The organism is Dysgonomonas sp. PH5-45 (assembly GCF_029893235.1).
GTDB lineage: Bacteria > Bacteroidota > Bacteroidia > Bacteroidales > Dysgonomonadaceae > UBA1309.
Window position 1 is genome coordinate 20721 of record NZ_JARXWE010000026.1, and the last position, 21904, is coordinate 42624.

The 21904-nt window shown below is 42.2% G+C and carries 20 protein-coding genes; 5 read left to right on the forward strand and 15 right to left on the reverse strand.

The annotated features are described in order from the left end of the window. Positions 1-129: 129 nt before the first annotated feature. The 6 genes from rho to M2132_RS09545 all read right to left on the reverse strand — a co-directional run bounded on the left by rho (position 130) and on the right by M2132_RS09545 (position 6364). Positions 130-2004, reverse strand: coding sequence for a transcription termination factor Rho (gene rho, locus M2132_RS09520; RefSeq protein WP_280673132.1), 1875 nt, complete (start codon positions 2002-2004; stop codon positions 130-132). A gap of 195 nt (positions 2005-2199) precedes the next feature. Beyond that, the gene (tilS, locus tag M2132_RS09525; RefSeq protein WP_280673133.1) at positions 2200-3528 is read right to left on the reverse strand and encodes a tRNA lysidine(34) synthetase TilS; all 1329 of its coding nucleotides are present in this window, start codon (positions 3526-3528) and stop codon (positions 2200-2202) included. Positions 3529-3547: 19 nt separating this feature from the next. Continuing rightward, the gene (locus M2132_RS09530; RefSeq protein WP_280673134.1) at positions 3548-4198 is read right to left on the reverse strand and encodes a trimeric intracellular cation channel family protein; all 651 of its coding nucleotides are present in this window, start codon (positions 4196-4198) and stop codon (positions 3548-3550) included. Positions 4199-4238: 40 nt separating this feature from the next. Beyond that, a complete protein-coding gene (gene mnmA / locus M2132_RS09535) occupies positions 4239-5318 on the reverse strand; it encodes a tRNA 2-thiouridine(34) synthase MnmA (RefSeq protein WP_280673135.1) in 1080 nt (359 codons plus the stop codon). A gap of 93 nt (positions 5319-5411) precedes the next feature. Next, positions 5412-5918: a hypothetical protein gene (locus tag M2132_RS09540; RefSeq protein ID WP_280673136.1), complete on the reverse strand. Its 507-nt coding sequence runs from the start codon at positions 5916-5918 to the stop codon at positions 5412-5414. A gap of 71 nt (positions 5919-5989) precedes the next feature. Beyond that, positions 5990-6364, reverse strand: a complete 375-nt coding sequence (locus M2132_RS09545; protein WP_280673137.1) for a YccF domain-containing protein — start codon at positions 6362-6364, stop codon at positions 5990-5992. Between the two features lie 101 nt (positions 6365-6465). Here M2132_RS09545 and M2132_RS09550 point away from each other — a divergent pair, with 101 nt between their 5' ends. After that, positions 6466-6906: a GNAT family N-acetyltransferase gene (locus tag M2132_RS09550; protein WP_280673138.1), complete on the forward strand. Its 441-nt coding sequence runs from the start codon at positions 6466-6468 to the stop codon at positions 6904-6906. Here the strand turns inward: M2132_RS09550 and M2132_RS09555 are convergent. After that, on the reverse strand, positions 6893-8137 hold the full coding sequence (locus tag M2132_RS09555) for an ABC transporter permease (protein WP_280673139.1): 1245 nt from the start codon (positions 8135-8137) through the stop codon (positions 6893-6895). The two genes, M2132_RS09550 and M2132_RS09555, sit on opposite strands and share 14 nt — an antisense overlap. A gap of 185 nt (positions 8138-8322) precedes the next feature. Here M2132_RS09555 and porQ point away from each other — a divergent pair, with 185 nt between their 5' ends. The 4 genes from porQ to pfkA all read left to right on the forward strand — a co-directional run bounded on the left by porQ (position 8323) and on the right by pfkA (position 11988). Then, positions 8323-9342 carry a type IX secretion system protein PorQ gene (gene porQ, locus M2132_RS09560; RefSeq protein ID WP_280673140.1) on the forward strand — a complete coding sequence of 340 codons (1020 nt, stop codon included), beginning with the start codon at positions 8323-8325 and terminating at the stop codon, positions 9340-9342. Positions 9343-9414: 72 nt separating this feature from the next. Next, positions 9415-10113, forward strand: a complete 699-nt coding sequence (cmk, locus tag M2132_RS09565; protein WP_280673141.1) for a (d)CMP kinase — start codon at positions 9415-9417, stop codon at positions 10111-10113. Then, positions 10103-10978, forward strand: coding sequence for a 4-hydroxy-3-methylbut-2-enyl diphosphate reductase (locus M2132_RS09570; RefSeq protein ID WP_280673142.1), 876 nt, complete (start codon positions 10103-10105; stop codon positions 10976-10978). Before cmk ends, M2132_RS09570 begins: the two co-directional genes overlap by 11 nt. 32 nt (positions 10979-11010) lie before the next feature. Then, positions 11011-11988 carry a 6-phosphofructokinase gene (gene pfkA / locus M2132_RS09575; RefSeq protein WP_280673143.1) on the forward strand — a complete coding sequence of 326 codons (978 nt, stop codon included), beginning with the start codon at positions 11011-11013 and terminating at the stop codon, positions 11986-11988. Positions 11989-12069: 81 nt separating this feature from the next. Here pfkA and glmM read toward each other — a convergent pair whose 3' ends face one another. From glmM to M2132_RS09615, 8 genes are all read right to left on the reverse strand, one after another. After that, positions 12070-13455: a phosphoglucosamine mutase gene (glmM, locus tag M2132_RS09580; protein ID WP_280673144.1), complete on the reverse strand. Its 1386-nt coding sequence runs from the start codon at positions 13453-13455 to the stop codon at positions 12070-12072. Positions 13456-13476: 21 nt separating this feature from the next. Further along, complete coding sequence (locus tag M2132_RS09585; protein WP_280673145.1) at positions 13477-14049, reverse strand: DUF4827 family protein; 573 nt, start codon at positions 14047-14049, stop codon at positions 13477-13479. A gap of 35 nt (positions 14050-14084) precedes the next feature. Beyond that, positions 14085-15125, reverse strand: coding sequence for a bifunctional oligoribonuclease/PAP phosphatase NrnA (locus tag M2132_RS09590; RefSeq protein WP_280673146.1), 1041 nt, complete (start codon positions 15123-15125; stop codon positions 14085-14087). A gap of 58 nt (positions 15126-15183) precedes the next feature. Continuing rightward, positions 15184-17127, reverse strand: coding sequence for a ComEC/Rec2 family competence protein (locus tag M2132_RS09595; RefSeq protein ID WP_280673147.1), 1944 nt, complete (start codon positions 17125-17127; stop codon positions 15184-15186). 9 nt (positions 17128-17136) lie between these two features. Then, positions 17137-17787: a ribulose-phosphate 3-epimerase gene (gene rpe, locus M2132_RS09600; protein ID WP_280673148.1), complete on the reverse strand. Its 651-nt coding sequence runs from the start codon at positions 17785-17787 to the stop codon at positions 17137-17139. 86 nt (positions 17788-17873) lie between these two features. Beyond that, on the reverse strand, positions 17874-18686 hold the full coding sequence (locus M2132_RS09605) for a DUF4249 domain-containing protein (RefSeq protein WP_280673149.1): 813 nt from the start codon (positions 18684-18686) through the stop codon (positions 17874-17876). A 20-nt stretch (positions 18687-18706) separates the two neighbouring features. Continuing rightward, positions 18707-21034, reverse strand: a complete 2328-nt coding sequence (locus tag M2132_RS09610; protein WP_280673150.1) for a TonB-dependent receptor — start codon at positions 21032-21034, stop codon at positions 18707-18709. 80 nt (positions 21035-21114) lie between these two features. Then, positions 21115-21711 (reverse strand): acetate uptake transporter, encoded by a 597-nt coding sequence (locus M2132_RS09615; RefSeq protein WP_280673151.1) that lies wholly within the window; start codon positions 21709-21711, stop codon positions 21115-21117. Positions 21712-21904: the final 193 nt, after the last annotated feature.

Sequence of the window (21904 nt, forward strand, 5' to 3'; positions counted from 1 at the left end):
AATAATGATACTATTTTGATATCACAAATATATCATATTTTTCCTGAAAACAAAACACTAAGAGCAAAAAAAACGGAAGATTATTTAAAATCTTCCGTTCATAAAAGAGAGTAACGTTACTATATATTGTTAGTCGTTCATCGAAATCAAAAACTCTTCGTTGTTGTAGGTACGCTTCATTTTGTTTTGCAGGAAGTCCATAGCTTCCACCGAGTTCATATCTGACAAGAAGTTACGCAACACCCACATACGGTTGAGTGTATCCTTGTCGAGCAATAAATCGTCGCGACGAGTACTTGACGCAATAATATCAACAGCGGGGAATACACGCTTGTTAGACAGTTTACGATCTAACTGAAGCTCCATATTACCCGTACCTTTAAATTCTTCAAAAATCACATCGTCCATCTTAGAGCCTGTTTCGGTCAGTGCTGTTGCTATAATCGTCAGCGAACCGCCAAACTCAATATTACGTGCCGCTCCGAAAAAGCGTTTCGGCTTATGCAAGGCATTAGCATCCACACCACCCGTCAAAACCTTACCCGAAGCCGGCTGCACGGTATTGTATGCGCGAGCCAAACGGGTTATGGAGTCTAAGAGGATAACAACATCATGTCCGCATTCAACCAAGCGTTTAGCCTTATTCAAAACAATTTCGGCTATCTTCACATGGCGTTCGGCAGGCTCATCGAATGTAGAGGCTATTACCTCAGCATTTACGCTACGTTCCATATCGGTAACCTCTTCGGGACGTTCGTCTATCAGTAAAACAATCATATAAACCTCCGGATGATTGTTAGCGATGGCATTGGCTACGTCTTTCAACAAGGTGGTTTTACCGGTTTTAGGCTGTGCCACAATCAAGCCACGCTGGCCTTTACCTATCGGAGAAAACAAATCTACCACACGGCACGACAAGTTATCGTTGCGCCCGTTTGTAAGTTTGAACTTTTCGTCAGGGAAAAGAGGTTTAAGATGATCGAAAGGTACACGGTCGCGAACCTCGTCGGGCGAGCGTCCGTTTATCTTATCAACCTTTACAAGCGGAAAAAACTTTTCGCCTTCCTTGGGAGGCCTGATAGGCCCTTCCACAACATCACCGGTTTTCAGTCCGAATAAACGAATCTGGGATTGCGATATATATATATCGTCGGGCGACGACATATAATTGTAATCGGACGAGCGCAGAAAACCATATCCTTCGGACATAATTTCCAATACCCCAGAAGCCGACAAGATTCCATCGAACTCAAAAAGTTTTTCCTGAGGTTGGTTATTATTATTCTTGTTATAATTATTTCCGTTGTTCTTTTGGTTGTTTTGTTGTCTGGGTTGTTGTTGATGTTGAGCAGCAGGTTTTGCCTCCACAACGCTCTCAACCACAGGATCGACCTCCATCGCTACAAGGGGAGGAAGCGGATCTATTTTATTTTTTTCGGGTTCGGGGTGTTCTTTTTTTGAACGAAACACCAATTGTGTGGGTTTATTTGAGGCTGGAGCAGTAGTGCCTTCTTTTTGTGCTGGATTCGTTTTTTCGTGTGGAGGTTGGAATTGCTTCACCTCATTAGTACCTTGCTTTTTTGTAAAAACTTTTCCTTTAGCTTTTTCAACCGGCTCACCTGATGGCTGAGTAGGTGCTGCCTGAGTTTCTTTCGGTTTGGCATCCTTATTAGAGTCTACAACCGGATTTTGGGGTTGTGCCTCCGGATTGTCTGTTCCGGTTGGTTTTACATTTTTATTGTCGGGCTTTGCTTCAGCTTCTTTTTTTACGGGTTTCTTTTTTGCCGAGCCTTCCTTTTTATTTGCCGAAGGTTTTGGTTTAACCTCAACCTCCTCTTGGGCATCCTTGTTGCGGGCTTCTGTAATAGCCTGTTCGTCAAGAATTTTATAAATAAGGTCTTCTTTTTTATAGGCATCAGGACGTTTAATACCAAGCTCCTTGGCTAAGGTTCTCAGTTCTGTTATGAGCTTTTCATTCAGCTCAAGGATATTGTATATACGCATGTATATTTATAAATGAAATTTGTTAATATGGTTTTTCAATAGAAGATTTGAAATCTTTATGCTCTGAAAAATTTGTTTTGATTTTTGAAAAAGAGAAAGAATAGAAGTGTATCTCTCTTTGTTCGATGACACAAAGATATAAAAAAATTGACAACAGCAAATTATTATTCTACAATTTAGTGAACGCAAGAATGTTTATTGCAGCAACGATATTTTCAAAACCGTGCGGGTTTTGTCCGTCACCCGACACCTGTTGTCTGCTCTATCTCCTACAATCCACAGCACCTCATCGTTATTGCCATTACACAGCAGCCATACATTCTCTTTATCGGCCAAGCTGTATTTTTTGTCTGTGAAATAATCGCTCAGCTTTTTTCTGCCCTTCATCCCGAAAGGGACAAACCAATCGCCTTGCCTCCATCGTCTGACAACAAGAGGAAATTTTAACATATCCCTATCGAGGTAAAGTATAGATGCGTTTTTTTCCAGAAAAAAGTCTTCGTTATTCTCAATATTTTCTATTTTCAACTGTACAGGGGCATACAACCTCAAATCTGTTTCTGCTAAACAATAACGGATATCATCCTGTTTATCAATAATTTCTTCAACAATAAGGCTGTTGCGGTCTTTTATCAAACGATGGGTTTCGGAAAAAAACATTTTTCCGGACGAACCTTGCAAAGAACTCCAAATATTATCAACCGTTGCACTATTGAAGCCTAACGGAAACAACAACTCAAACAGTATGGCTTTAGGCTCTTCCTCTTTCAGCAAAAGAGGAATGGATATTTTATTCTCCGCAAATATTCTATTTTTTGAATTCTTTATATGTGTTAAATATACACACTCCACTTGTTTCAGATTCGAAGCCATACGGCTTATTGTTTGCCTTACCGAAGGGTTTATTTCTTCCATAAGCGGAAGGATAGACAAACGGATTTTATTCCGTGTATAAATATCTTCACGGTTAGTGCTGTCTTCTACAAACCGCAGACCTTTTTGCTCCAGATAGTCCAATACTTCGTGGCGCGACACACAAAGCAGGGGGCGCACAATATACCCGTTTCGGGGAGGTATCCCGGTCAGTCCCCGAATACCTGTACCTCTGATCATATTCAACAAAACGGTTTCGACCGAATCGTCCATCTGATGGGCAATAGCTATGCGATGGGCATCATACTGTTTTCTGATGTCTTCAAACCAATCGTAACGTAGTTCGCGTGCCGCCATTTCGATAGATATGGATTTACGAGCAGCATATTCTTCCGTATCGAAATGTACAGATGCGTACTCAAGACCGTAGTGCGACACCAACTCTTTCACAAAACGCTCATCCCTATCCGATTCTTCACCCCGGAGATGGAAATTGCAATGAGCCACAATACACCTATATCCTAAACCGCATAATATATCGAGCAAAGCCACCGAATCGGCTCCTCCGCTAACGCCTACAACAATCTTTGCTTCTTTTTCAAAAAACTCGTTATCGGCTATATATTTTTCTATTCTTTGTATTGTGTTCATTATAGGCTCAATGATTATGCTAATCGTCTTTTTCGCCCTTCAGTACAGGCAATTTGATTCCGAAGCGGTTTGCCACGAACCGTACCACAAAAACCGTAACGGCCGTTGCTACTTCGTTCACATTCAGGGGTACGTTATACGAACTGAGTATGCAAAACAATCCGGCGCCAATGATACAAGCCACAGCATAAAGTTCTTGTGTGAAAACAATAGGAATCTCGTTGATAAGTATGTCGCGGATTACTCCCCCCATAATACCTGTTATAGTGCCCATAGCTATCACAACCCAAGGATCGAAGCCCATGGCCATTGTTTTTTCGGCACCTACCACAACAAAAAGTCCCAGTCCGATGCTATCGAACCAAAAGAATGTATTATTGAGATGTACCAAATATTTTTTGAAGTAAATAACAATACCCATCGCCAATATTGTGGCAAAAAGATATACGATAGATTGCATCCAGAAAGGGGTTACCCCGATAAGCAAATCGCGCACGGTTCCGCCCCCGATAGCAGTAACAAACCCAACTACCAACGCCCCAAACCAATCTATTTTTTTTGCCGAAGCCAACCGTATACCACTAATAGCAAAAGCAAAAGTACCAATAAACTCAATAATATCTACAAGCTTTATTTCAGTCCAAAAGCCCAGAAAATTTGAATAATCCATCTAATAAAAAAACAATATTTTAAAGTAATTCTCTTTTTTCTTATCCTTCCGTATCATCTACAATCATGCCACTACCCAAACACAACTTCGACTCGCTGTCATAAACAACACCAAACTGCCCGGCGGCAATACCTTGTATTTTTTCTTCCGACTGTATACGATATATATCTCCTATTTTTTCGATGGTTCCCCGTGTAAATTCGGGTGTATGGCGAATCTTGAATGTTATGTCCTTTTTATCTTCAAAGTCGCCCCAGATATCCTCCGTTATAAAAGAAAAACCGCTCATGTTCACCGTTTTTCCATACTGTGTTTCGGGGTCGTATCCGTTCGAAACATATATAATGTTGCGTTTTATGTCTTTTTTAATCACAAACCAAGGCCCTCCGCTCAAGCCTAAACCTTTGCGCTGACCTATGGTATGAAACCAATAACCTTTATGCTTGCCAACCACCTGTCCGGTTTCCAATTCAATAATCTTTCCGGGGCGTTCGCCCAAGTAACGACCTATAAAATCGTTATAGTTTATCTTACCCAAAAAGCAAATTCCTTGACTGTCTTTCCGCGAAGCCGAGGGCAAACCCTGTTGGGCAGCTATGGCACGGACTTCCGACTTCAGCAAGTCGCCTATCGGAAACATAAGCTTCGATACCTGCCTGTTGTTTATCTGCGCAAGAAAATCGGTTTGATCTTTCACTAAATCTTTAGCCGTCGAAAGCCATATTTTTCCGTCCCGCTCGGTTGTTGTTGCATAATGTCCTGTTGCAATCTTGTCGAACTCATGCCCCCATTTTTCTTCAAAGAATCCGAACTTAATCATTTTATTGCACATTATATCGGGATTAGGCGTGAGCCCACGCTTCACAGCATCGATGGTATATTTCACCACATTATCCCAATATTCTTCGTGCAGGGATACAACCTCCATCCGGCATCCATATTTACGTGCTATGTAGGTTGTTATTTCAATATCTTCTTCGGCGGGGCAGTCTATGTAGCCGTCTTTATCTTCCATTCCTATACGGATATAAAAGATAGTGGGGTCGTACCCCTGTTCCTTCAGCCGGTGTACTACTACCGAACTGTCGACCCCTCCCGAAACTAATGCTGCTATTTTCATTTACCTAAAAATTGATTGCGGCTGCCTTTTACCATCTTGTTTGCCAGTAAAAAACAAGAGCGTATATCTAAAAAATATGTACGAAAAAAATTATTACCAAATCTTGGTATTTGGGAACATTTTTATCGTTCCCATGCCAAAGCAAAAACCAGCTCGTACAAAAAACTGATTATTACCGTTCGTCACATCAAAGTCGTACCCTGCTTTCAAAAACAAAAACTTATAGTCAAAATATATATTGGGGGTAATAACTATTCCGTTTTTTCGCCCGTGACGGAAATCGAAATTATACCCTCCGTCAACACCAAGCAATAGTGTATAAGGCGTTGAGTTGAATAATTTTTCGCTAAAAAAAGTGTTCAACTGTATCGGTTTCACATTCAATCCGCTTATCTTAGCACCTCCCGATGTTGTAAAATCCAAACCGCTTGATATAAACGAATTCAACTTATTTTTAGGATGAAAAGTAGGATAAGAAAACGATGCGAAAAACTGCCCGTCGCTTTTCTGGGTATATTGCCCCCCAAGGCCAAAAAATTGCGCGCTACACAACATAGGCAACAATGTAAACAACAGCAGTATAGGTAATTTTTTCATCATGGGGCGGTATTATTAAACTTTTCGCTACAAAAGTAATGCTTTCTTTCTAAAACTCGGATTTATTTTTTCAGTTATGCCTGTTCAATTTGCTTTCCGAAAGGAAGAAAAGCAAGCTTCATGAACTTGAAGTGTTGTAAACCGAAAGGAATACATACAATAGTCAGGCAGAATAAAACGCCCAAAGCCAAGTGTGTAAGGGCAATCCAAAACCCGCCTATAAAAATCCAGATGATATTCATCGCCAAATTCAAACACCCCGACGATTCTTCGACGGTAGACACCCTGCTGCCAAAAGGCCACAGAGCCAGTACTCCCAACTTTATAGACTGCAAGCCGAAAGGTATGCCCACAATGGTTACCATCAACCCCACACTCGCAAAAAAATATTCGAGAGCGATGAGCCATCCGCCAAACACCAGCCAAATTATGTTACCTATCGTTTTCATCTTGTTTTTCTTAGGGGCTTCAAAATTAATAAAAATCAAACACTCTGACGCATATTATTGTTTGTAAATAGTTGTAATTTTAATATCTTCGCCTCCTGCCTATGGTACTGAAAACAATAGAATACAACAGCCCTGAATATAAGCAAATGGTGAGCCTGCGTCAAAAGATACTGCGTACACCGTTGGGGTTACGTTTTTCGGAAGAAGATCTTATGAAAGACAAAGGAGATATTCTTTGCGCTTGCTTCGACCATGCGGGGACGATAACGGGTTGCTGCATCCTTACACCTATCAACAGCGAAACCGCCCGGCTCCGTCAAATGGCAATAGACAGCAACCTGCAAAACGCGGGCGTAGGCTCAAAACTTCTTGCTTTTGCCGAAGATACCGCTTCGAGAAAAGGTTTCCACACGATCACACTTCATGCGCGAATGACCGCCGTCAATTTTTACAGGAAAAACGGATACTCTGCATATGGAGAGGTTTTCACCGAAGTGGGTATTTCCCATATCGGGATGCGGAAGGATATCATTCAAATTTAATTGACTTGGCAGGCGATATACGGGCTATCAGGTACGAAGGGCCTACCATCATCAGCATAGAAACAAGCAATGTACCGATATTTATGAGCAGTATATAAACGATATTCATATCTATCGGCACAACCGACACATAATAGGTAGAAGGGTCTAACTTAATGATGCCAAAGTATTTCTGCACAAAACAAATAGCCAACGCCACCACGTTGCCCCAGAGCAAACCTTTCAGTATGAGGAAAGACGACACATAAAGAAAAGTTTTACGGATAACAAAGTTTTTCGCACCCAACGCTTTCAGTATCCCTATCATATTGGTACGCTCCAATATCAGAATAAGTAAACCCGAAATCATGGTGAACCCCGATACCGCCAGCATCAGTATCATCATTATCCATACGTTCATATCCAAAAGGTTGAGCCACTCGAAAATAATGGGGTTTATATCTTTTATCGACATCGCTTTGAAGCTGTTACCTTCCCTATCGCGATAGGTAGCCATATCGAAAAACATATTCCGTGCCGTATCGTCCAAGCGGTCGTAATCGTCCACCAGAACCTCTATTCCGCTTGCTTGGTCTTTTTCCCAACCGTTCAATTTACGGATTACCTCGATATCGGTAACCATAAATATCTTATCGTAGTTCTCAAAATTGGTATTGTATATGCCCGTTATGGTGAACTTACGGGGCTTGGGTTGCTCCTGAATAAAATAGGTTATAAAACTGTCGCCCATTTTCAGGTTAAGCTTGTCGGCTATATATTTCGATATTATGACCTGATTCACACCATCGCTTTTGGTGGGGTCTAGAACATTGCCCTCAACCATGTTTTGTTCAAAAAAAGTCCAGTCAAAATCAGCGCCTATCCCCTTCAGAACAACTCCCATAAAGTCGGTATTTGTTTTTATTATACCCGGTTTGGTGCTAAAAACTTCAACATGACGGATATTTTCTTTTGCTTTCAACTCTTTGAGCAAAGAATCGGATACACATATCGGGTGGCTTTCGTACGACGAGTTGGTATCGAAATTCGTTATCTGTATGTGCGAGCCAAAACCTACAACTTTTTCGCGAACCTGTTTTTTGAACCCCACAATTATGCAAACCGAAAGAATCATAGCCGCCAGCCCCAAAGCTATCCCCGCTATGGCAATCTTAATGGCCGGGCGGGATGCCTTGTTCTTGTAATTCCCACCGAAATAAATTTTCCGAGCAATAAACAGTTCTAAGTTCAAAACATTTTTGTTTTAGCAATATTAGTGGCAAAGGTATATAAAATAGGGTATTGATATAATCTTTTACAAAAAAATACGTTAATAAGGTAATTACCGAATCTGTATAAACCAAAAGAATAACATATCTTTGTTTTTGGTTTTATTTAACAGATAAAGACAAAAAAACAGAGATCATCTTGTTATTCATGAAGAAAACCCTGACATATACTGTATTATGCACCCTATGCTTTATCGGATTAATGAGTGTATCGCCGGAAGCAAAAGCCCAAGAGGGTGAAAAAATATTCCGTTTCCTTAACCTGCCCTCGTCTACTCGTGTTAACGCAATGGGGGGAAACAACGTTTCGCTGGTCGAAAACGACCTTTCGCTCGTATTTCACAACCCCGCCTTGCTGGGCTATGAGATGAATATGAATGTCAATGTCAATTATATGTCGTACATTGACGATATTGCCGTAGGGAGCGCAATTTTCGGAAAGAAACTGGACGAAATAAGTTCCTTTTCGGTAGGTGCAAACTATTTCGATTATGGCAAATACGACCGTGCTTCCGACCTTGGCGAGCGTGATGGTACTTTCGGGGCAAAAGATATCGCCCTGAACGGCTCGTACGCACGCGATTTGACATCCAAACTGCGTGGAGGGGTTACCCTTAAATTTATTTACTCGGCCTACGAAGATTTCTCGTCCACAGCCGTTGGCTTTGATGTTGGGCTGAGTTATTACGACAAACCCAGTGAGTTTTCGTGGGGGGTAGCAATAAAAAACATAGGGGCGCAAATATCGTCGTACAACGACGAGCGCGAAAGCATGCCATGGGACGTTCAGATAGGCATCAGCAAAAAACTAAGCCATGCACCGGTACGCCTCTCACTTACAGGAATGTACCTCACACAATGGAAATTTGAACATATAAACGCAGCCAATGGCATTGAAGACAAAGACGATAATTTCTTCAAGACTTTGTTTAAGCATATGGTTATCGGGGTCGATATCATCCCTAACGACAACTTTTGGATTGGCGTGGGATATAATCCCAAAATGGCATCCGATATGAAAATAAAAGATGGTAATAAATGGGGCGGATGGAGTGCCGGAGCCGGAATACGTGTAAAGAAATTCAATGTAGGTTTTTCAATGGCGCAATACCACCTAAAAGCCATGTCATACCACTTTAGCGTAGGTATGGATATCTCAAAATATTAGATAAAATTTAACTCAACGCACAAGAACATTCTTCTTACACTTGTTGTTCTTACCAAATATTGAATCACATTCATGAAAAAAATAACGATAGCCATCGACGGTTTCTCATCGTGCGGAAAAAGTACAATGGCAAAAGACCTTGCCAAAGCCGTAGGCTATATTTACATAGACAGCGGGGCTATGTATCGGGCTGTAACCCTCTATTGTTTGCAAAACAATCTGTTTGACGAAAACAATAAACTCGACACTAAACGGCTGGATGAAGCAATCGACGGCTTGGAAATCAGTTTCAAACTCAACAGCGCAGGCCTCCCCGACACTTATCTAAACGGAGTGAATGTAGAAACAGAAATCAGAAAGATGGCTGTTTCGGCCAAAGTCAGCACAGTCAGCGCGGTCAGTTCCGTGCGCAGGGCAATGGTACACCAGCAGCAACAGATGGGCAAAACCAAAGGCATTGTTATGGACGGAAGAGACGTAGGAACGGTGGTCTTTCCAAATGCCGAATTGAAAATATTTGTCACCGCCTCGCCTCAAATCAGAGCCCAACGACGATTGGACGAGTTGCGTAGCAAAGGCGATACCGGCACTACACTAAAAGAAGTGCTCGAAAACCTGAAAGATCGCGACCATAAAGACCAAACCCGTGCCGAAGGTCCTCTTCTGAAAGCAGCCGATGCTCTTGAATTAGATAACTCAGACTTGACCGTTGAACAGCAAATGCAATGGTTGTTGGATAAGTTTAACGAAGTAACCGGAAATGAGAAATAAAATTGAGATAGACGAAAAATCGGGATTTTGCTTTGGCGTAGTCAATGCCATAGAAAAAGCCGAAGAAGAACTCAAGAAAGGAGGAATACTCTATTGCTTGGGCGACATAGTTCACAATAGTCTTGAAGTAGAACGCCTTGCCAAACTTGGTTTACGCACCATCAATCACGAGGAATTCGCAAAACTAAAAAACGTAAAAGTACTGCTCCGGGCGCATGGCGAACCCCCCTCAACCTATCGCATTGCGAAAGAAAATAATATAGAAATCATAGATGCTTCGTGCCCTGTGGTGTTACGTCTGCAAAAAAAGATACATAACAGATACAACAAAGAGATAGAGAAGCAAACACAGATAGTCATTTACGGAAAAAACGGACATGCCGAAGTAAATGGATTGATAGGGCAAACCAACTCGAATGCTATTGTTATCGAAAAAAAGGAAGACCTCGACCTTCTCGACTATAATAAAAACATCTGCTTGTTTTCGCAAACAACAAAATCGCTCGAAGGGTTCAGGGAGATAATAGAGCTAATAAAAAAACGGATCTCGGATGACGCCACGTTTGAGTATCACGATACTATTTGCCGGCAGGTGTCGAACCGGATACCCAACATCAAAGAGTTTGCCCAGAAACACGACCTTATATTCTTTGTTGCCGGTAAAAAAAGCTCGAACGGAAAGGTGCTTTTTGCCGAGTGTAAAAAATATAACAGTAATTCATTTTTTGTATCCTCACCCTCCGAGGTAGATGTTTCGGTTATCAAAGAAAACATGTCGATAGGCATCTGTGGGGCAACCTCCACCCCCCGTTGGCAAATGGAAGAAATTGAAAAACTGATTGCCGACCTCAACAAAAAAAGCTAAACAACTGTTTAAGCTATAAAAGCATAAAGACAATGAAAATAAAATGTATCGGTATCCTGACATCCGGCGGCGATGCTCCGGGCATGAATGCCGCAATACGCGCCGTAACCCGTGCCGCAATATATAGTGGCATAGAGGTTAAAGGCATAACGCGTGGATATAAAGGTTTAGTTTTTGATGAAGTTGTTCCTTTTTCAAGCAGTAGCGTCAGCAATATTATACAACAAGGAGGAACAATATTAAAAACAGCCCGTTGCAATGAATTCACAACCGCCGAAGGACGTCAACAGGCTTTCGAAACCCTACAAAAACACGCTATTGACGCCCTTGTTGTTATCGGTGGAGACGGTTCGCTGACAGGCGCAAAGGCATTTGCACAGGAATTTAACTTCCCGATAGTGGGCCTGCCCGGAACAATAGACAGCGACCTGCAAGGCACTGACACTACCATAGGCTACGATACGGCACTGAACACAATCATGGAAGCTGTCGATAAGATACGCGATACGGCCAGCTCGCACGAACGGCTGTTCTTTATAGAAGTAATGGGTAGGGAATGTGGTTTTCTCGCCCTGAATGGGGCAATAGCAACAGGAGCCGAAGCGGCCATCGTTCCCGAAGTATCCCTCCGGAAAGACCAGTTGGAAGAATTAATTTCTCATGGTTTCCGCAAAAGTAAGAATAGTAGCTTGGTTATTGTTACCGAAGGTAATATCACGGGGGGAGCAATGGCTTTGGCCGAACGTGTGAAAAATGAATACCCCCAATACGATGTCCGTGTGTCTATACTGGGGCATGTGCAGCGCGGAGGCTCGCCCACAGCAAGCGATCGCATCCTTGCCAGCCGCATGGGTGCTGCCGCAATAGATGCCTTGAACGACGGTCAACGCAATGTAATGATAGGCATTCAGAACGACGAAATTGTTTACGTACCCTTCTCAAAAGCCATCAAAAAGAACAAACCTCTGAACGAGGATTTAATGAACACCCTGAAAATACTCTCTATTTAAACCGAAAGATATGATAAAGGGCATCACTCTACTGAAGCGATACCCTTTAATATTTTTTCTTGACAAGAAAGAGAAGATTCGTTATTTTGCCAATTGTTTTATTATTTCCATTATTTCAGCACCTATTTCTTCTGCTTCCTGCATGGTTGATGCTTCGGAATAAACACGGATGATAGGCTCTGTATTCGATTTACGCAGATGCACCCATTTTTCGGGGAAGTCAATCTTTACCCCGTCAATGTCTGTAACATCATAGCCGGCAAATTTCTGTTTTACGGCTTTCAGTATTCCGTCAACATCAGTTTCGGGCGTAAGTTCAACTTTCTGCTTAGCTATATAATATTGAGGCAGTTCGGCACGAATCTGGCTAACCGTCTTTTTCTGGTGAGCCAAGTGCGATAGGAACAAGGCAATACCCACCAACGAATCGCGCCCGTAATGGCTTTCGGGATAAATAACCCCGCCATTGCCTTCACCGCCAATCACGGCTCCTACTTCTTTCATTTTGGTTGTAACATTGACTTCGCCAACCGCCGCCGCATAGTATTTTTTTCCATATTTATTGGTTACATCACGCAAAGCCCTACTCGAACTCAAATTAGAGACAGTATTACCGGGTGTATGTTTAAGCACATAATCGGCAACCGATACCAAAGTATATTCTTCGCCAAACATTTCTCCGTTTTCGCAGATAATAGCCAAACGGTCTACATCGGGGTCTACCACAAAGCCTACATCGGCACTACCTTTCTTCATCAAAGACGAGATATCGGTCAAGTGCTCGGGCAACGGTTCCGGATTGTGAGGGAAATCGCCATGTGGTTCGCAATACAATTCAAAAACCTCTTTCACGCCCAATGCTTTCAATAGCTTAGGCAGAACGATGCCACCCACAGAATTTACACAGTCGATAGCTACCTTAAAGTCAGCGGCAGCAATGGCCTGCACATCCACCAAATTCAAATCAAGCACGGCCTGTATATGCCTGTCGGTATAATCTTTGTTCGTACATTTACCCAAGTGATCTACATCGGAATAAACAAAGGCCTCATCTTCTGCAATCTGTAATACTTCAGCACCTTCGGCTGCATTCAGAAATTCACCTTTGTTGTTCAACAGTTTCAAGGCATTCCATTGGCGTGGGTTATGGCTGGCTGTCAGAATTATTCCGCCACAAGCTTCTTCCATAGCAACCGCCAATTCTGTTGTTGGAGTGGTTGCAAGCCCAATGTTAACAACATCGAAACCCATCCCCATTAATGTACCAACAACAACATGCTCCATCATCGTTCCCGATATACGGGCATCGCGCCCCACAACAATTTTTCCGGATTTTGCGCTTGAGTTATTGCGAATAAAAGTAGCATAAGCCGATACAAACTTTACGGTATCGAGCGGGTTCAATCCCTCACCAATACAACCGCCAATAGTACCTCTGATACCTGATATTGATTTTATTAATGACATAATGAATATTCTTTTTATTTATTACCAAAATTTGGTGTATCGTAATTTCTGAACAAATAAGGTTGTATAATATGATTGCTGGTTAGTAGAGCCTTCGTCGAAAGGAACAATCAAATTAACAACGGCTCCTTCGCCCACATAGTCCAACGGGAAAGCATAAGCCGGAGTAAGATAGTAATTAGCAACCTCCGGATCGGATGCTCTATAAGTATCTTTTATTCCATACATAAAGCTCATAGGCTGACTTGCCGGATAACCATAATTTGTAGTATCACCTAACACTCTAACCCTATCGAACCGGCAATGAACTTTCGTATTGCTACCTGTTTCCTTAGAGGCTCTTAGCGTTAAATCGCCACGGTCTTCTATGTTGAAATATATATCGGTTTCTTTATCGTGATAATATACGTTCTCTGCAAAGATAGTATCGGCAGGAATTTCATTTACAATAACGAATCCTTTTTCGCTAATAAGTTGTTTTACGAGTTTTCTTTCCCTTTTCAGCTTATCGGCATACGATTCCGAATCGTCGCACGACATAAAAACCAAAGATACAGCCATCACGGCCAACAGTAACCCAATACTTTTTTTCATATGAATAATGATTCTATATTTAATACAGTTTTTCTTTACTTATTTTTATTTGAATTATATTCTGCCGCAAATTCGGGCAGGGCTTTTTCAAAAATAGCAATCGCATCGTTCAGCGAGCCGTAATATTCACCTCCGGCAGCATTCAGATGGCCTCCACCATTAAAGTAACGAGCCGAAAAAGCATTAGCCGGAAAATCACCCTGCGAACGGAACGATATTTTTACCATATCTTCGTCTTCGCGAATAAATGCGGCAAAAACTATCCCGCCGATATTCAAAGGGAGGTTGGCAAAGCCTTCGGTATCGCCTTTGCGAGCATTAAAACGGCGTTGCTCTTCTATTGTCAAGGAAATCAGCGAAGCCCCGTATTCATTATATATCTTCATTTTCTCGGACAAGGTGTAGCCCAACATCCTATAACGGTCTTCGGTATAGCTATGGTACACATTCGAATAAATTTGATCCTTGTCTATACCCTTTTTCAGCAGTTCGCCAATAATATAATATATCTCCGGATTGTTAGAGTTATAGGTAAAGGCTCCCGTATCGGTCATCATACCTGTATAAATGGCATCTGCCGATAGTTTCGACATGGCTTCGAAATCGCCCATACGGCAAATCAAGCGAAAAACAAGTTCGCTGGTCGACGATATTTCGGGATATGAAATCGTAACGTCACAAAAATCGCCCGGCTCAGGGTGATGGTCTATCATCACCTTCTTTGCCTTAGCCTCCGCTACAACAGGCCCCATGGTGTGGATGCGTTTCAAAACATTGAAGTCCAGACAAAAAATAAGATCGGCCTCCGATATTAACTTATTGGCAAACTCCGGATATTTTTCGTACAGAAGAATATCTTTAGCACCTTTCAACCACCTCAAAAAACCGGGAAAGGCATTCGGAACTATTACCGTAACATCGTTTCCGGCATCCGACAGATAATGATACAACGCCAAAGACGAACCCACGGCATCACCATCGGGCGATACGTGCGACACGATAATTATTTTGTCGTACCTGTTCAGGAAATCCTCTACTTTGTGTATCTTATCTTGTGATATTACTTTGGAAATCATTATTTTCTGAAACTACCGTCAATATATGAATTTATGAATATATACGCTGCCAAAAGTACTAAAAATTTATTTTAAATGCACCGCTTTCCTTTATGTCAAAACAGGGAATATTTAAAATACAACATTCCTTAACTAATCTTTTTGTCGTTTTTGCAGAGAAGCTACCATCCAAAATTACTGTATCAGGGCGAATTATATCATTAAGAGCCGTTAAAGATATGGCATCGTTGCCATACAGATGTAAATATGTGACTGCAAACCGTTCATCGCCCAACAAGCCTTCCCATTTGTTGCCCGTTACTGATAAGAACCGTTTGCCGCCTAAACCCAACAGTTTATACGCATCAAGCGAATCGCCTGTAAGGGTGTGTTCTTTGTTTTCATATACCAACCTGATTTCAGTTGATGCACGCCTGTTATAAACTATCAGGCTGTTACCCTCCGTTTTCAGTTTATCGGGTAAAGAGGTTAATATCAGTAAAGCCACTGCCGATAAACCTACTATCAGCAATTTTGCCCTTTTGTAAACAAAAAATCCGGTGAAGCCTATAATCAAAACAAACAGCAAGACCACGGTCAATAAAGATACATCCGCAACTTCGAGCTTGGCGAAAGGTAATGTCTCAAAAAAACGGATGCCCGAAGTAAGCAGTTCTATTATAAAGTTCAATATTCTCGCTAAAAGAGTAACAGGTATGAACAGCCCCATAACGGCCGTCACCAATGTTGTATAAACAATCACTTCGACCAAAGGAACAACAAACAAGTTGCAAACAAAAAAGTACGTAGGGAAATAGCCAAAGTGATACAAACACACAGGCAATGTACCCACCTGCGCTGCCACCGACATTGCCGCTACATTTCGGAAATAAAGCGCAGCTTTGTTTTCCGCAGCCCATAATCCTATTAGCTTCGGATACAGATACCGGATAGAAAGAACAGCCGTAAAGCTCAACTGAAAACCAACATCAAACAAATTAAGGGGATTATAAATCAGCATAAAAAATGCCGTAAGCAAAATTGTGTTGTACGAAAATCCTTTCCGATGGATAACCTCCCCCACACAAAACACGCTCAGCATCAAACAGGCACGTATCACCGAAGGCGGCAATCCTGTTACGAAAGCATACATCCATAACAGGAGAATAGTAAGCACAGGTTTTATCCAATAAAAGCGTGAACCACGACTAATAAAACTGAGCAGGAAGCGTATAACGGCAAACACAATCAGAACGTGCATTCCACTGACAGCCAATACATGGGCCGTTCCTGTGGCACGGAACGATTCTTTCAAATCGTTGGGCAAGGTATCCCGATAACCCACCGTAAGAGCCGAAACCACAGCCAAGCTCAAACTATCTAAACCCAATGAGCCATAAAACCGCATTATCTGTGAGCGACAACTCAAAGCATACGTCCCGATTGTATGATGGGTTTCGAACATCGGCTCCCATCTATCCACAGGCAGATACAAACTACCTACATAACCCTGATTGCGCATATAAGCCGCATAATCGAAATCATCGGGGTTACCCATATTCCTGAACGGCTCAATTAACCCATAAAAACGGATAGCATCGCCCGGCTGCAAGCTTTCGCTCACACCATCGGGTTCCAGATAACAAATCACACGTTTATCAACGTCCTTCAATTGAACCCTACAAGCCAGCGAATTGGGTTTATGTTGCGGGAGGTCAAGAACAATGCCGTAGTGTGATTGCGGCTTTGGACTGTACAAAAAATCTATTTTTTGTTGCCGCTCGTAAGTAAAAAACACTCCCACCACCACGATAAAAAGGCTCACCCCGCAGCCAAACAGCCATCGTGTAGGGTATTTGTGTTTTTCGGGTATAAAAAAAGAAAAGAGCATAAGCCCCACCCCAAAGGTGAAAAGGATTATGCTCCATTGTTTTATATTCAAATAGTACTGCAATAATATACCTGCCAGCAAAGGTAACAATAACCTTGCGAAAGGCGCTTGCAGTATGTCATCGCGCTTCATTGCAAAACCTTACAAGCTCTTTAGCTGTCGGATAACGCTTTCCGGATCGGGGTTGGCAAAAACAAAGTTTCCGGCAACCAACACATCTGCTCCTGCATCGAGCAAAGCTTTTCCGGTTTCAAGGTTCACCCCTCCGTCCACTTCTATTAAGGTATTCAATCCCTTCTGGCGGATCATTTCTTTCAGCCTGCGGGTTTTACTGAGGGTATGCTCTATGAATCGCTGTCCACCGAATCCGGGATTTACCGACATCAGCAAAACCATATCCACATCGCCTATTATATCCTCGAGCAACGAAACCGGTGTATGCGGATTGAGGGTTACGCCCGCTTTCATCCCCGCGTCACGGATAGCCGACACGGTGCGGTGCAAGTGCGTACAAGCCTCGTAATGCACATTCATCAGATATGCGCCCGCATCTTTTACCTGAGCGATATATTTATCGGGTTCAACAATCATCAGATGCACATCCAACGGTTTTTGGGCATACTTAGCAACCTGTTTAATGACAGGGAAACCAAAAGAAATGTTAGGAACAAAAACGCCATCCATCACATCGCAATGAATCCAATCGGCCTCACTGCGGTTCAACATTTCTATCTCCGATTGCAGGTTCATGAAATCGGCCGACAATATGGATGGTGCTATTTTATGGTTCATTTTTCAGTCTATTTTTAGCGTTTTCTATGTAGATGCAAAGATACATATATCATTCATTAAAAACCACCTTAATCAGAACATAATCTTCAATCTTTCCAATCGGCAATAATCTCTTTCTTCATTGAAGAGTAAGCCGAAAAGTACCCCAAAGCCCCGCCTACGATATTTGTGGTAGGGTTGGTTAGGTTTTCGTCTATATTATAGAGTGTTTCGAAATATTTATGCGCACCCTTATCTATACATTGCATCTCGACCGTAACCCGGTCGCCTTTTTTTAGGGGATCAACATCATCTTTGTTCGAACGGATAAATATAGGCATATGGAAAGGGGTGCCATCGGTATGCTCGGCCGAACAAGCATCATCGCTCTTGTCGGGGCGTTCGCCGTTTACATAAACCCGAAACCTGTAATAATGGTTCTCCTCGCCAAATGGGTCGGTAAAGTGTACCTGTGGCATCGCATAATCCATTGCCGGCACTTTATACATGGTTACAGAGTCGAGCATTACCAAAGGCGGCATTTTTGAGGTTGCCTCATAACTCTCTCCTTCGCTTTCTACTTTCAACCTATATGTTCTGCCCACAACACCACGCAGCGTTGGTGCAACGTAATAGCCTGAGACAGCATCAAAAAGCAGGGTTTCAGAGTATCCTGTATCCTCATCTGTCACGGTAACAGTGGCATCGGCTATTGGTTGGTATGGAGTGTTATCGTCAAAATCTTTGGTTTTGGTAAGCCTCACCGTTGCCAGCGAATCTTCCGGAACAACGCCTTCTATAACCAAACGAGGCTCAACAGACCGCAGGTCGACATCTACTTCTTTCTCGCACGAGGAAACAACCAAGGCACTAATAACGACTACAAATATCGGTACATACCGGCTTATTATCTTTTTCATAACGTTCTTCGTTTTAAGCTTTAAAATTTGAAATTCCACGAAACGGAAGGTACAAAACGAAACAAAGAGTATTGATAGGCTGTTGTTTTGGACTTATCGTCGTTGTCGGTTCTGAAATCAATCATATAAGCATTTTCGCGCCCGTATGCGTTATAGAGGCTGAAAGCCAATTCCGATTCATATTTTTTCGTCTTTTTCAGTAAGCAGGTTGCTCCTAAATCTAACCGATGGTATGCAGGAGCACGGTATCCGTTACGCTCGGCATAATACATCACATCTTTTCCGTCTATCTGGTACTTTCCGCTGGGGTAAGTCAGGGCATTGCCTGTATAATATACCCACGCCGCCGAAAGCGTCCACTTCTTGTTCAACTCATAGATACCAACTATCGAGATATCGTGTGTCCGGTCTTGAAAAGCGTCATACCAACGATTTTCGTTTATCCCGTCAATTTTTCTCTCAGACTTTGCCAAGGTATAGCCAATCCACCCCGTGAAGCGACCTAAACGCTTACGCAACAAAAACTCTATTCCATAGGCACGTCCTCTGCCCGAGAGTATTTCAGTCTCAATCACATTATCGCCATAAATATTGGCATTATCTTTAAAATCCAGTTGGTTGCGCATATCCTTATAATATGCTTCTACACTGAATTCGAACATATTGTCCGAAAAATTACGGAAATATCCCAAAGAAAACTGGTCGGCTATCTGCGGTTTCACGTTGTTCGAACTCGATGTCCAACGGTCGTAAGGTGTTCCTTGCGCCGAAAACGAAAGAAGGTGCATATTTTGCGTTGTGCGGGCATAAGCCGCTTTTATGGACGAAACGTCATTCAACTTATATGCGGCCGAAAAGCGAGGTTCCAGATTTACATATGTTTTTACAAACTTGCCCGAACCATACCAAACGCTGTCCAGTATATTCTTATTCTCGTCGAGCGTATAATATTCGCCCTTGCCCAAAGCCGAGAACACCGAGAGGCGCAAACCATAAACAACCTCCAGTTGCTTATTAATCTTTATTTGGTTTGTGGCATACAATCCGTTTTCGAGCGAATAACGGTGGTGCAGGTAAACATTATTTTTTGTATCGTCAGAATTCAAATCAAAATCGCCGGGACCGATATCGTGACGTGTTGAATGCAAACCAAACTTCCAGATATTATCGGGATTCCGTTGGTAAACAAACTCTTGTTTGAGGCCAAAGTCTTTTATATCGGCTTCGCCTTTTAGGTCCATCCCCATTTCCATTTCGGCATGATAGCCATACTTGTTATAAAAAACGGAAGTAGCTGACAACCACTTATGGTTAAAGATATGTGTCCACTTGAGGCTCCCGAATATATTTCCCCAGTCTGTTTCGGCAGCATCCTTCAGGGCAAGCTTGTCTTTACCCATATACCCCGAAAAAGACAGTTGGTTCTTATCGCCCAACGAGAAATGAAGTTTTGCATTCAAATCGTAGAAATAAAGGTAAGCATTCGATGCTTCTTCTACTCCTGCTGCACGGGCAATAGCATCGGCATAGGTGCGGCGGGCACCGATAAGGAACGATGATTTTCCTTTCTGTATAGGCCCTTCGGCATTTATCTTTGACGAAATAAGCCCTATCCCTCCCGAAACATGATATTCGTTCATATCGCCGGTGCGCTGTTGTACATCAAGTATGGCAGCCAGACGCTCGCCATACTGCGAGGGCATGGCTCCTTTATAAAGAGTAACATCGCGGATAACATCCGAATTGAATGTCGAGAAAAATCCCATCAGGTGAGAGGCATTGTAGAGCGACACATTATCGAGCATAACAAGGTTTTGGTCGGACGACCCTCCACGTACAAAGAATCCGGCGCCTCCTTCACCCGCGGCTTTCACCCCGGGTGTCAGTTGCATTGCTTTTATAACATCCCTTTCGCCAAGTAATACCGGCAGCTTATTAATCTGTGTCACCTCCATTTTTTCCACACCTGTTTGCGGAGCCGATATATTCGCGTCCATCCGCTGTGCAGAAATTATGACTTCATCCAGATTTACCGAACTCGAACTAAGTTCCAAATCCCGCGTAATATTTTTATTAAGAACAATCTTTACCTGTGTTTTTTCGTACCCCATATACTCCACCAGTAAGGTGTACTCTCCCTTAGGCAAAGTCAGTGAATACTTTCCATCGGTATCTGACGGAGTTCCTGTTCCCGAACGCTCCTTCACCATAATAGGGACTCCTATAAGCGCCTCCTTGGTTTTAGCGTCTGTTACAGTTCCTTTTACTGTAAACATCTGAGCATAAATTGCCGATGGGAACAAAACAAAGGAAAGCAACAAGAAATACAATCTTGTAATTTTTTTCATTCTTAAACTTATAAATCGGTTTTCTTGATTAGTCGCGGATGTTAAATAAAAATCACTTTTTCAAAATTTTATTTTCTTTATCACTTCAAGAACGGCGCTCCCACAGGAAGAATATTTTTCCCGAAGAAACTGTTCAGATATTTGGCCGACAATACATAGAACGTAAGCAGCGATATTGCCAACTCGGAATATGCCGCTAAGCTATGCCAAAAGTGTCCAAATCCAAATGAATCTAAAGCAAGTCCTAAAAACAACAAAACAATAAGAAATAGTAATACAAACATGGCTTTAGACATCTTCAATCCCGAAACGGTAAGGGCAATAGTCAGTATCATATAGCCAAGAAAAACAAAACCCAACTGTTTTGTATCGGCTGTCGAGGCAAGTGTTTCGCCAAGGCAACCCAATTTTATGAGCCAACTCATGGCCATACCTACCCAAAACAATCCGTAGGCCGAAAAAGCTGTTGCGCCAAAAAGGTTATTGTGCTTAAAATCGAATATAGCAGCTATAATCTGAGCCATACCTCCCAAAAACAGAGCCCAAGGCAACACAAATGCCAAACCGTCTGTTAATCCTAATTTTTGCGATGACGCCACTAATGTTACAATAGCCAAACCAAACAGGCCAAGGGTGGTAGGATCTGCTACCTGAATTTTTACGTTTTTTGTTTCCATTTTTTTAATTGTTAATCTTTTTTTAGGGTTAAACAGCCGCAAAAGTAGCAAATAAACTGATGTAAAAAATTCGAATACAGAATAATCCCTGTCATATTTCAGGGCAACCGCATCAAAATTTCATCATAATTTGTAGAAATGTTATCTTCGTCTCATGAATACATTAATCTCTCCCTATTTTGCTGAAGTTACA

What these genes read in the sequence shown, in the direction of transcription:
- M2132_RS09610 (WP_280673150.1), bottom strand. Translation starts at nt 21,034, where the DNA reads ATGAAAAAAATTACAAGATTGTATTTCTTGTTGCTTTCCTTTGTTTTG.
- M2132_RS09615 (WP_280673151.1), bottom strand. Translation starts at nt 21,711, where the DNA reads ATGGAAACAAAAAACGTAAAAATTCAGGTAGCAGATCCTACCACCCTT.
- glmM (WP_280673144.1), bottom strand. Translation starts at nt 13,455, where the DNA reads ATGTCATTAATAAAATCAATATCAGGTATCAGAGGTACTATTGGCGGT.
- tilS (WP_280673133.1), bottom strand. Translation starts at nt 3,528, where the DNA reads ATGAACACAATACAAAGAATAGAAAAATATATAGCCGATAACGAGTTT.
- M2132_RS09550 (WP_280673138.1), top strand. Translation starts at nt 6,466, where the DNA reads ATGGTACTGAAAACAATAGAATACAACAGCCCTGAATATAAGCAAATG.
- rpe (WP_280673148.1), bottom strand. Translation starts at nt 17,787, where the DNA reads ATGAACCATAAAATAGCACCATCCATATTGTCGGCCGATTTCATGAAC.
- M2132_RS09590 (WP_280673146.1), bottom strand. Translation starts at nt 15,125, where the DNA reads ATGATTTCCAAAGTAATATCACAAGATAAGATACACAAAGTAGAGGAT.
- pfkA (WP_280673143.1), top strand. Translation starts at nt 11,011, where the DNA reads ATGAAAATAAAATGTATCGGTATCCTGACATCCGGCGGCGATGCTCCG.
- M2132_RS09530 (WP_280673134.1), bottom strand. Translation starts at nt 4,198, where the DNA reads ATGGATTATTCAAATTTTCTGGGCTTTTGGACTGAAATAAAGCTTGTA.
- M2132_RS09605 (WP_280673149.1), bottom strand. Translation starts at nt 18,686, where the DNA reads ATGAAAAAGATAATAAGCCGGTATGTACCGATATTTGTAGTCGTTATT.
- M2132_RS09570 (WP_280673142.1), top strand. Translation starts at nt 10,103, where the DNA reads ATGAGAAATAAAATTGAGATAGACGAAAAATCGGGATTTTGCTTTGGC.
- cmk (WP_280673141.1), top strand. Translation starts at nt 9,415, where the DNA reads ATGAAAAAAATAACGATAGCCATCGACGGTTTCTCATCGTGCGGAAAA.
- M2132_RS09545 (WP_280673137.1), bottom strand. Translation starts at nt 6,364, where the DNA reads ATGAAAACGATAGGTAACATAATTTGGCTGGTGTTTGGCGGATGGCTC.
- M2132_RS09540 (WP_280673136.1), bottom strand. Translation starts at nt 5,918, where the DNA reads ATGATGAAAAAATTACCTATACTGCTGTTGTTTACATTGTTGCCTATG.
- mnmA (WP_280673135.1), bottom strand. Translation starts at nt 5,318, where the DNA reads ATGAAAATAGCAGCATTAGTTTCGGGAGGGGTCGACAGTTCGGTAGTA.
- M2132_RS09585 (WP_280673145.1), bottom strand. Translation starts at nt 14,049, where the DNA reads ATGAAAAAAAGTATTGGGTTACTGTTGGCCGTGATGGCTGTATCTTTG.
- rho (WP_280673132.1), bottom strand. Translation starts at nt 2,004, where the DNA reads ATGCGTATATACAATATCCTTGAGCTGAATGAAAAGCTCATAACAGAA.
- M2132_RS09595 (WP_280673147.1), bottom strand. Translation starts at nt 17,127, where the DNA reads ATGAAGCGCGATGACATACTGCAAGCGCCTTTCGCAAGGTTATTGTTA.
- porQ (WP_280673140.1), top strand. Translation starts at nt 8,323, where the DNA reads ATGAAGAAAACCCTGACATATACTGTATTATGCACCCTATGCTTTATC.